Source organism: Roseateles sp. (assembly GCF_036486225.1).
In the GTDB taxonomy this organism is placed as follows: Bacteria; Pseudomonadota; Gammaproteobacteria; order Burkholderiales; family Burkholderiaceae_C; genus Roseateles.
The window spans coordinates 21,258-31,090 of record NZ_DASVNZ010000198.1; the positions used below are offsets into that span (position 1 = coordinate 21,258).

Genomic DNA, 9,833 nt, shown 5'->3' on the forward strand with positions numbered 1-9,833 from the left:
CCACCTCGCGGCGGCGTTTTCATATCGCGGAGCGCGCGTCATTCGGCGTGCCTGCCCGAGGGCCGCAATCCCTGTAGGCACGGGGCCTGCCGGGCAGCAGGCGCATCGACCTCCGACGAACCGGATTGCCTCTCGATGCCACCGCGCGGGTTCGCCCATCGTTCGCGAAGCCCGCAGCGCCCCTCGATCCCCGCAAGGCTTTCGGCACCTTTTACCGAGCGCCGGTCTCCGCACGCCCCTCATCGGAAGTCCCAGGCTCCCGATGGGGCCGGAATGAGGCTGGGGGTTCGCGGACGCGATGCCCCCTGCCTCGTGGAGTGCCCGCGCTTGGCCAAGCGGAGTCGAGGCCTCCCGACCAGCGCCAAAAGCCGTAACTCGCTGTACCTCGCCCGCGAGCACCTGGTGGTACCGCTCCCTCCTGGCCCGACCCTTGCTTCAAGAGCCTGCCCGGTCCCCTCTCCCGTCATCCTTACCATCTTGCGCCCCTCCGCCCTGCCCCCGACCACGATGCGCCGCTGGGCGACGCGAGGCCTGCTCTTGATTGCGCTGGTCTTCCTGCTGAAGGAGGCCAGTGCCATCGTGCTGCCGGTGCTGGTGGCTTTGATCCTGACCTTCGTGCTGGCCCCCGCGGTGCGCACGATGCGGCACCACGGCATTCCGGAATCGGTGAGCGCCGCGATGCTGGTGACGACGGTGGTGGGCTGCACGGTACTGAGCGCGGCGCTGCTGGTGGATCCGCTGGCGCAGTGGTGGCAGCGTGCGCCGGTGGCGGTGTCGCAGGCCTTGAACCAGGTGGACCGGTGGCGCGCGGCGATCCCGGGTTTCGGACCGCCGCAGGAGCGCCGGAGCTCAAGCCGCGCCGCGGCGCCCCCGCCGCCCGCCGACCCGGTGCGCGAGCGCATCGCCAGCGAAAGCGTCGCGTTGACGGCGCAGGCCCTGGGCATCGGACTGAAGTTCCTGGTGTCCACGGCCGCAACCACCATCCTGCTGTACTTCCTGCTCGCGTCCGAACACTGGGTGCTGTCACGTTGTATCGAGCTGCTGCCGCATCGGCCGCGCCTGCGCGCCGTCGTCCTCGGCGGCCTGCGCGCCGCGCAGCGCGACATCTCGCGCTACGTCGGCTCCGTCAGCGTGATCAACATCGGCGTCGGCCTGGTGGTGTCGGGCACGATGTGGTTCGTGGACCTGCCCAACCCCGGCTTCTGGGGCGCGCTGGCCGCGCTGTTCAACTTCATCCCCTACCTCGGCCCGCTGATCATGTGCGGGCTGCTGCTGGCGGCGTCGCTGGCCGCCTCGCTCGGCGACGCGGGCTTCGCCGCGCTGGCCGCGCCGGTGCTCTCCTACCTCTGCATCCACGCGATCGAATCGAACTTCGTGACCCCGATGGTGATCGGCAAGCGCCTGTCGATGAATCCGCTGTCGGTGCTGCTGTCGGTGATGTTCTGGGGCTGGCTGTGGGGCGTCGCCGGCGCGGTGCTGGCCGTGCCGCTGCTGATCTGCCTGCGCAGCATCAGCCAGCGCAACCGTCGGATGCGCCCGGTGGCGGTCTATCTGCGCGGCAGCGACCGTCCCTGCACGCCACTGAGCACCCTGCTGCGGCCGCCCCGACTCCCCTACCCGCACCCGTCTGCGCACCCTTCTCCGCACCTGCAACCGACGACGTCCCTGCCCGTGCCTGTTCCCACGCCCTTAGCCGACGATGCCGCCCCCGTGGTCGCCCGTCCGAACGCCCTTGAACAGCACCACCCATAATCTGCCGCCGCGACACTCGCGCCTCGGCGCCCGCGTCCGCGCCGCCGGCCCCTGGCCGCGGTGGCCCGTTCGTTCCTCCGCCACTTCGCCCATGCCCCTGCCGATCCGTTCCCGCCTGCTCGTGCTCGTCCTGTCCGTGATGCTGCCGGGCATCATCGCGGCGCTGTGGGTCAGCTGGCAGACCTGGAGCGACGAGCGCGACGCCACCGTGCGCCACATACGGGACAGCACACGCGCGCTGTCCATGGTCGTGGACAAGGAACTGGCGCGTCGCGCCGGCATCGCGCGGGTGCTGTCGCTGTCGCAGATCCTGGACGCGTCGCCGCAGATCCCGCCGGACGACCTGGCGATGCTGGAGCTGCAGTCGCGTCGCGCGATGCAGGGGCTGTCCGGCTGGGTGGAGCTCAACGCGCCGGACCGGACGCTGTTCAGCACCCGGCTCGCGCCGGGCCGCGTGCCAGAAGCGGCGGTCATGCCGCCCGTGGCGGCGGCCTCGGCGGCGCCCTTGTCCCCGTTCCCGCAGGCTTCCCCGCCGTCGCCGCTGGTCGCGACCGGCCCGAACGGCGGTAGCACCAGTACGACCGGTCCGACAGGTACGACCGGTACGGCCGCCGCGGCGACCTCGCCACCGGGCCTGCCGACGACCGCCGCCTCGCGCCCGGTGCTGGTCCGCGAAGGCGTGCCGCTGGCCGAGCAGGCCGTCATGGGCGACCTCGCGCCCGACCCCGCCACCGGCCAGTTGCGGGCGCAGATCATCCAGCCGATCGAACGCGGCGGCCATGTCTGGCTGAACATGAGCATCACCGTGCTGCCGCAGGAACTGCAGCAGATCATCGACGGGCAGCGCCTGCCGCCGGACTGGACCGCGACCATCATGGACGGCCACGGCACGGTCGTGGCGCGGCACCCGGGCGGCATCAGCTATGCCGGGCGACCCGGCACCGACGACCTCAAGCGCCTGATGGCCACGCGCGACGAGGCGCAGTTCGACTCGGTCAACCTGGACGGGCGGCCGGTCGTCGGCTACTTCAGCAAGTCGCCGCAGGGCTGGACGGTCGTGACCGCGGTGCCGCGCGACGGCGGCCCCGGCGGATTCGGCGGTTTCGGCGCGCGCGCCGCGCTGCAGCCGATCGCGATCGGCGCGCTGCTGCTGGTGCTGGTCGGCATGTTCGGTGCGTTGTGGATCAGCCGGCGCATCTCCGGGCCGATCCATGCGCTCAACGAGATCGCCAACGAGCTGCGCGCCGGCGAGCCGGTGCGCGCGCGCAAGACCGGCATGGTCGAGTGCGACGAGGTCGCGCTGGCGCTCGAGGACGCGAGCGCCGCGATCCACCAGGGGCGCTACGAGCTCGAGGAACGCGTCAACGAGGCCATCGACCGCACGCGCGAGGCCGAGCAGCTCAGCTCGCGCTCGCAGCGCACGGCCGCGCTGGGCCGGCTGACCGGCGGCGTCGCGCACGACTTCAACAACCTGCTGGGCGTCATCAGCAACAGCGCCCACCTGATCCAGCGCAGCCCGCACGCCGAATCGCTGGCCATGCCGCTGGGCGCGATCATGCGGTCCGTCGACGTCGGCAGCCGGCTGACCCAGCATCTGCTGCGGGTCGCGGGCCGCCAGCCGGTCCATCCGCAGGTGGTGGACCTGCGCTCGACCCTGGGTGAAATGAACGAGCTGCTCGTGACCGTGCTGGGCAAGCGCATGCAGCTCGCGATGACGATGGCCCCGGACCTGCCGAGCGTGCGCGTCGATCCGTCGGAGCTGGAGCTCGCGTTGATCAACATCGCGCTCAATTCGCGCGACGCGACCAACGGCATGGGCGAGATCACCGTGGAGGCCGGTCGCGCCTCGCCGGGCGACGTGCAGGACCTGGCGCCGGGCGAGTATGTCGCGATCAGCGTGACCGACCGCGGCCCGGGCATTCCGGACGACCTGCTGGCGCGCGTCTTCGAGCCCTTCTTCACCACCAAGCCTGTCGGCAAGGGCACGGGCCTGGGCCTGAGCCAGGTGCTGGGCTTCTGCGTGCAGGCGGGCGGCACGGCGCGCGTCGCCAGCCAGCTCGGCGCGGGCACGACGGTGACGCTGCTGCTGCCGGCGCAGAGCAGCGCGCGCCTAGTGCCCGATGCGAGCCGGGTCGACGGCACCGAACGCGAACGTACCCGCGACGACGGCCGCGCCAACAGCCTGGCCGGCATGCGCGTGCTGCTGGTCGAGGACAACGAGGAACTCAACCGCGTCACCGCCGGCCTGCTGCGCAGCTTCTCCTGCCAGGTGCTCAGCGCCAAGGACGCGGACGAAGCACTGCAGCTGTTCGGCAGCGGCGCGGCGGTGGACATCGTGCTGTCGGACGTGGTGATGCCGGGCTCGATGGACGGTCAGGCGCTGGCCCGCGAGCTGCGCAAGCGCCGGCCGGGGCTGCCCATCGTGCTGATCAGCGGCTTCAGCGAGGCGCTGACGGGCGAGTCCTCCTTCATCGTGCTGCGCAAACCCGCGTCGCCGTCGCAGATCCTGGAAGCGCTGCGGCGCGCGATGGGGTTGCCGACGGGTACGTGACTTGCTGTTTCATGGCATCACCACTCCCCCGATCGGAAAGGACTGCCATGGACAACAAGGACGTCATCGACGAGCTGAACACGCTGGTCGAAACCTGCAAGGACGGCGAGTACGGATTCCTGAGCTCCGCCGAACACGTCAAGGGCGCGAGCCTGCGCGAGGTCTTCGCCCAGCGCGCCGCGGAATGCCGCCAGGCCGCCTCGGAACTGCAGCAGCTGGTGCGCCAGCACGGCGGCACGCCCGAGGACGACGGCAGCGCCGCCGGATCGCTCCACCGCGGCTGGGTCGCGGTCAAGGGCACGCTGACCGGCTACAGCGACAAGGCCATGCTCGAGGAATGCGAGCGCGGCGAGGATGTGGCCGTCGCGCGTTACCGCAAGGCGGCGCAGAAGGACCTGCCCGCGGGCGTGCTGGAGGTCGTCCAGCGCCAGTTGGCGGGCACCTTGCGCAACCACGACCAGATCAAGCTGCTGCGGGATCAGGCGCGCAACGCCGAGAAGGTCTGAGTGCCCGGCGCGTCTCCAGGCGCGCTGCCATCAACGACAAGGCGCGCCCGAGGGCGCGCCTTCTTCATGGGTCGTCGATGGCGCGAGGCGACCTCGACGATCGGAGGCGGCGAGTCGTCGGCTACCGGGCGTCCTCGCGCGACTCCTCCCGCTGATTCTTGCGCCCCTGCATGAACCCCGCGACCACGCCCAGCACCAGCTGCGTGATCTCGGGCCCGACGCGGCCGCGGATCGTCGTCGGCATCAGGCTCCACAGCAGCGTGAGCAGCTGCAGCGTGCCGACTTCCGGACGATCGGCGCCCGACCGGGCGTGATCGGCCGCGTCCGCTCGATCGGCATGATCGTGTCGCGGTGCGCCCGACGCATGGAAGGCGTGACGAGGCGACTCGTCGTGGCGATGCCGCTCATGACGTCGCCGCTTGCCACGCACCAGCCGCCAGAACAGCCAGCTCGCGCCGGTGCCCAGCGCCGGCAGCAGCCAGCGGCCCGGCACCAGCACGGCCTTGCCGCGCTGCTGCAGCGCGTCCCAGTGCAGCTGGAATTCCAGATCGCGGCGGACGACGCGCAGCTCGGCCATCTCGATGCGCAGCGTCAATGCCTCGATCGACTCGGCCGCGCCGCCCGGGTCGGGCACGTCGGGGATGCGGCGGGGGTCAGGACGGTCTGGGGGTGCGGCCATCGGGACTCGGTTCCTCGGGATCCATCGGATCGTTGAACAGCCAGTGGAACTGGCGGCGGGAGGCCGGCAGCGCCAGCATCGGCGCGAGCGCCTTCATCGCGGCCGCGACCCACACCAGCAGCAGCAGGTTGATCACCAGCACGCCGGCGAAGGCCCAGGGCCAGGTCAGGCCGAAGTGGACGGCCAGCGCCACCAGCAAGGCCCACAGCGCAAGCCAGGCCGTGGCGCCGGCGATCGCCGCGACCACGCCAAGGATCGCCAGGCTGACCAGGCCGTGCCTGGCACGCTGCAGCTCCAGCGCCAGCAGCAGCAGGCGCCCGGACAACATGCCGCGTGCCGCGCGGGCCATGCCCTGCAGCTCGCCCAGCAGACTGCCGCCGGACGGCGGACCTTCGCCCGACGGTGAAGGTCCGGCCGCCGGTCCATGGGCCGATCCCGCGTTCGATTCGGGGAAAGGTCCGGATCGAGGCGGTGGCGGCGGAGGAAACGGCGGAGGAAAAGACGGCGTCGCGTGCGGCACGTCGCTCATGGGCGCGCCGCGGTCAGCGCGTCAGGCGCGCGATCAGCAGGCCGACCGCCAGCGCGGTGCCGACCGCCATCAGCGGATGTTCGCGCACGTTGGAGCGCAGGCTGTCGCACCACTCGTTGCCGGTCATGCGCAGGCGCTCCGCGCGGTCATGGATCAGCTCGTTCGTGTCCTCCAGGCTTTTCTGCAATTGCTGCGCCTTGGGCGCGGCCGTGGTCGCCAGACGGTCGATGGTCGCGTGCGCCTTGTCGGCAACGCGGTTCACCAGGTCGGCGGCCGCAGTGCTCGACGGCGCGGTGCCGTTGACCAGCTTGGCGGCATCTTCGGCCGTCGTGAACGGCACGGTCTTGTCGCTCTTCTCGTTGTTGGGCGTGGTGCTCATGGGAAGTTTCCTTTCGTCGTGCACGGAGGCAACAAGGGCATGGATCGGTGGTGAGCGGAACGGCAAGCGGCGTGCCGACTTGCCCGCACGGGTTCTCGCCGGTCAGCGCGGCAGCGGCGGCTTCGGATGCGTGTCGAGTCCGCGGTGCGGCGACTCGGCCACCTGCGGGCGGCCGCCTTCGGGTTCCAGCATCTCCTCGATGATGAAGTGGCCGTAGTACTGCGCACGCTCGGCGCGGTTGCGGCGGGCGATCTCGGCGATCTCGCGCGCCTGCGCGTCGTCCTTGGCCTTGACGACAAGGAAGTGGTACCCGCGTTCGGCCAGTTCGCCGTGGCTGCGCAGCAGGTTGATCTCCTGCCCGATCGCCGCCAGCGGACTGGCGCGCTTGAGGTCACGCTCGACCAGTTCGACCATCTCGCGGTCACCGATCGCGTGCAGATCGGCCTCGGCGATGCCGTGCGCGCTGAGCGCCGCACGCGCCTGCCCGGCCTCCGGCGCGCCGGGGAAGCTGATCACCAGGTGGTCCACCGGCTTGTGCACGCCGAAGCTGGTGGGGCGGGCATCGGGATCGTCCTGGGCGCCCGGTCGGATGCTGGTGGCCATGGGGAGCTCCTTGAAGTGGGTGATGACGTGGGTGAGGAAAGGGGTGAATGAGGAAGGGAGTCTTCCCGTCAAGGCAAGCCTCATACCCATTGCGTACGCCGTCTTTCCCGCACACGAACCGATCGGAAAAGAGGGCCCACGAAGGTGTCACCGAGATTGACGCGCGGGCCATCGACCGGTTACACCGGAAGCGCCGAATCGTCTGGTGCCGACAGGTGACCTCCCGAGGATTGGGGAGAACTTCAGGCACGGCGATTGCCATATCTCGCGACCAACTGAATTCGAACAGGGAAGGAGCGAACGATGAACGACGGTTTCACGTCGGTGCTGTACGTCGAAGACAGCCCGCTCAACGTCATCGTGATGGAGGCGATGTTCGAGCAGCGCCGCGACCTGCGGCTGCACGTCGCCGAGGCCGGCATGCCCGCCTGGCGGCTCAGTGCCCAGTTGCAGCCCTCGCTGCTGCTGGTGGATCTGCACCTGCCCGACTGCCACGGTTCCGACCTGCTGAAGCTGCTGCGCATGCGGCGCGGCTGGGCGCAGGTGCCGGCGATCGCGGTGACGGCCGATTCCGATTTCGACGCGCTGGGCTGCGGCTTCCTGGAGTTGTGGGCCAAGCCGCTGGACGTGCGCAAGACGCTGGCCCGCCTGGCCGAACTGCTGCCGCCGCCGCGCGGCACGCGACCGGCCGACGCGCTCAACCCGGTCGAGGTGCAGGCCGCCGGTCTGCAGACCGGCGTCATGATCGATCCGGCCGGCGACGGCGCGAGACGGGAGTCGGCCTTGATGGTCCGGCACAAACAGTCGCTGGCGCCGCGCCAGACCGACTACGGCTGGGTGCGCTGAGCGCGTCGCGGAGGCTGCCCCTGTGACTGCCTGGCTCGACGCCCCTCTCACCACCCTCTCCCTCCACGACCTCGACTTCTCCCGCGATCGGCCCGACGGGCCCTCGCCGGGGTCGCTGCGTCCGGCGGTCTTCCTCGACAAGGACGGCACGCTGGTGGAGCCGGACGACGCCGCCATCCATGATCCGTCCCGCCTGCGGCTGATGCCCGGCGCGGGCGAGGCGCTCGCGCGGCTGAGCGCCGCCGGGCTCGCCCTGGTCCTGGTCACCAATGAAAGCGGCATCGCGCGCGGTGCGTTCACCCGCGTCCAGTTCGCACGGCTGCAAGGCGCGCTGCTGGCGCGTCTGAAAGACGAGTTCGGCGTGGCCTTGACCGACGTGGCGGTCTGCCCGCATGCCCCCGATGCGCAAGGCCGTCCGGCCTGCCTGTGCCGCAAGCCCGCGCCCGGGATGCTGACGCGCGCGGCGCGCGCGCATGGCCTCGATCTGGGCCGCTCGTGGATGGTGGGCGACCTGCTCGACGACGTCGAAGCCGGGCATCGGGCCGGCGCGACCGGACTGCTGCTGGACACCGGCAACGAGACCGCCTGGCGGCGCTCGCCGCTGCGCGAGCCGGCCGGCGTCTTCAGCGACTGGCCGTCGCTGGCCGGGCACCTGCTGCGTCAAGCGGCGGCTACATCGGGGCCGAGTCCGGCGTCGACCTCGATGCCGGACTCGATGCCCTCCTCGCTGCTGGGGGACGATCCCCTCGACGACCCGCTGAGCCGGATGGGCGCCGCGTCGTCGTCGTTGCCGGCCGCGGCGCAGGCGCAGGTGTAGCGACCTCCACGCGGGGTTGCGTCCGGAGCAGCCCCATCAGACGCCGCTCCGCGGCGCTCAGCCCCGCGACGGTCGGGGGCGTGCCCATCCAGCGTTGCGACGGCAGTTGGGCCAACTGATCGGACTGGCCCCACGCCAGCACCGCCGGGTGGATGTACGACTTGCGGCAGACCGCCACGGTGTTGCCCAGGCGCGCGGCAACGTCCTTGATCGTCTGCTTCAGCGCCTCGGCCGGCGCAGTGCCTGCGCGCGCGTGATCCGCGAGCAGGTCGAGCGCCAGCACGCTCGCATGCCAGGTGCGGAACACCTTGGCGCTGCAGGTCGGTCCGCCGGCGGTGGCCAGCCAGTCGTTGACGTCGGAGGCATCGATGCGATGCGGCTCACCCGCCTCGTCCTCGTAGCCGAACAGCTCCTGACCCGGCAGGTCGCGGCAGCGGCGCACGAGGGCCGCGACACGGTCGTCTCGCACGGCGAGTTGATGGCGCACACCGCTCTTGCCAGGGAAGCTCAGCAGCAGCGCATCGCCCTTGACCTTCACGTGCCGGCACAGCAGCGTGCTGAGGCCGTAGGAACCGTTGCTGCGCGCGTACTCGCGATGACCGATGCGCATCCAGGTGCGGTCCAGCAGGCGCACCAGCACCGCGATCACGCGTTCGCGGTCGACACCGCCGTCGGCCGCGTGCTCGCGCAACCGGCCTTGCACCTGGCGCCGAAGACGCGGCAGGCGTTGGCCGAAATCCAGCAGCAGGCCAAACTTGTTCTCGCCGCGCAGGGCCATCCAGTCGGCGTGATAGCGGTACTGCTTGCGGCCGCGTGCATCGCGCGCGGTGGCCTGGATGTGGCCGTCGTCGCGCGCGCAGATCCAGACGTCCTCGTAGGCCGGCGGAATCGCCAGCGCGCGGATGCGCTGCAGCGTCGAGGCGTCCCGCACGGGTCGCCCCTGACCGTCGACGTAACGGAAGCCCTTGGCGGCGCGCTTGCGGCGCAGCCCCGGTTCGCAATCGGACACCCAACGCAATGACATACGCATCCTCCTGCCTTTCACAAGGCAGGCCGCATGCCAAGGCCGCTGGCCCTCACCCCTGCCCTCGCCCGCAAGCGGGAGAGAGAGAGAGAGAGAGAGAGAGGAGCCAGCGCTGCGAGTGGAACCGGTCGGACTCCCTCTCCCGCT

9 protein-coding genes and 1 pseudogene are annotated in these 9,833 nt (G+C 71.0%); 5 read left to right on the top strand and 5 right to left on the bottom strand.

From position 1 onward, the window contains the following. The first annotated feature begins 537 nt into the window (after positions 1-537). The 3 genes from VF536_RS13885 to VF536_RS13895 all read left to right on the top strand — a co-directional run bounded on the left by VF536_RS13885 (position 538) and on the right by VF536_RS13895 (position 4,809). Complete coding sequence (locus VF536_RS13885; RefSeq protein WP_331615444.1) at positions 538-1,752, top strand: AI-2E family transporter; 1,215 nt, start codon at positions 538-540, stop codon at positions 1,750-1,752. A gap of 91 nt (positions 1,753-1,843) precedes the next feature. Continuing rightward, entirely contained in the window at positions 1,844-4,303 is a 2,460-nt protein-coding gene (locus tag VF536_RS13890; protein ID WP_331615445.1) for an ATP-binding protein, read from the top strand. 47 nt (positions 4,304-4,350) lie between these two features. Beyond that, complete coding sequence (locus VF536_RS13895) at positions 4,351-4,809, top strand: PA2169 family four-helix-bundle protein (protein WP_088404166.1); 459 nt, start codon at positions 4,351-4,353, stop codon at positions 4,807-4,809. Positions 4,810-4,930: 121 nt separating this feature from the next. Here VF536_RS13895 and VF536_RS13900 read toward each other — a convergent pair whose 3' ends face one another. The 4 genes from VF536_RS13900 to VF536_RS13915 all read right to left on the bottom strand — a co-directional run bounded on the left by VF536_RS13900 (position 4,931) and on the right by VF536_RS13915 (position 6,999). Next, positions 4,931-5,488 (bottom strand): hypothetical protein, encoded by a 558-nt coding sequence (locus VF536_RS13900; RefSeq protein WP_331615447.1) that lies wholly within the window; start codon positions 5,486-5,488, stop codon positions 4,931-4,933. Next, on the bottom strand, positions 5,463-5,837 hold the full coding sequence (locus VF536_RS13905; RefSeq protein WP_331615448.1) for a hypothetical protein: 375 nt from the start codon (positions 5,835-5,837) through the stop codon (positions 5,463-5,465). The genes VF536_RS13900 and VF536_RS13905 overlap by 26 nt, the downstream gene beginning before the upstream one ends. Positions 5,838-6,030: 193 nt before the next feature. Next, complete coding sequence (locus VF536_RS13910) at positions 6,031-6,396, bottom strand: hypothetical protein (protein WP_331615449.1); 366 nt, start codon at positions 6,394-6,396, stop codon at positions 6,031-6,033. 102 nt (positions 6,397-6,498) lie between these two features. After that, positions 6,499-6,999 carry a hypothetical protein gene (locus VF536_RS13915; RefSeq protein ID WP_331615450.1) on the bottom strand — a complete coding sequence of 167 codons (501 nt, stop codon included), beginning with the start codon at positions 6,997-6,999 and terminating at the stop codon, positions 6,499-6,501. A 303-nt stretch (positions 7,000-7,302) separates the two neighbouring features. Here VF536_RS13915 and VF536_RS13920 point away from each other — a divergent pair, with 303 nt between their 5' ends. Further along, positions 7,303-7,845 carry a response regulator gene (locus tag VF536_RS13920; protein ID WP_331615451.1) on the top strand — a complete coding sequence of 181 codons (543 nt, stop codon included), beginning with the start codon at positions 7,303-7,305 and terminating at the stop codon, positions 7,843-7,845. 22 nt (positions 7,846-7,867) lie between these two features. After that, positions 7,868-8,461: pseudogene (locus VF536_RS13925) on the top strand (D-glycero-alpha-D-manno-heptose-1,7-bisphosphate 7-phosphatase); the annotation flags it as partial. Between the two features lie 55 nt (positions 8,462-8,516). Here VF536_RS13925 and VF536_RS13930 read toward each other — a convergent pair. Continuing rightward, positions 8,517-9,686, bottom strand: a complete 1,170-nt coding sequence (locus VF536_RS13930; RefSeq protein ID WP_331615452.1) for a DNA topoisomerase IB — start codon at positions 9,684-9,686, stop codon at positions 8,517-8,519. Between the last annotated feature and the right edge of the window lie 147 nt (positions 9,687-9,833).

Excerpts from the sequence above, each read along its gene's own strand:
- VF536_RS13890 (WP_331615445.1), top strand. The coding sequence starts at position 1,844 with ATGCCCCTGCCGATCCGTTCCCGCCTGCTCGTGCTCGTCCTGTCCGTG.
- VF536_RS13895 (WP_088404166.1), top strand. The coding sequence starts at position 4,351 with ATGGACAACAAGGACGTCATCGACGAGCTGAACACGCTGGTCGAAACC.
- VF536_RS13900 (WP_331615447.1), bottom strand. The coding sequence starts at position 5,488 with ATGGCCGCACCCCCAGACCGTCCTGACCCCCGCCGCATCCCCGACGTG.
- VF536_RS13905 (WP_331615448.1), bottom strand. The coding sequence starts at position 5,837 with ATGGCCCGCGCGGCACGCGGCATGTTGTCCGGGCGCCTGCTGCTGCTG.
- VF536_RS13910 (WP_331615449.1), bottom strand. The coding sequence starts at position 6,396 with ATGAGCACCACGCCCAACAACGAGAAGAGCGACAAGACCGTGCCGTTC.
- VF536_RS13915 (WP_331615450.1), bottom strand. The coding sequence starts at position 6,999 with ATGGCCACCAGCATCCGACCGGGCGCCCAGGACGATCCCGATGCCCGC.
- VF536_RS13920 (WP_331615451.1), top strand. The coding sequence starts at position 7,303 with ATGAACGACGGTTTCACGTCGGTGCTGTACGTCGAAGACAGCCCGCTC.
- VF536_RS13930 (WP_331615452.1), bottom strand. The coding sequence starts at position 9,686 with ATGTCATTGCGTTGGGTGTCCGATTGCGAACCGGGGCTGCGCCGCAAG.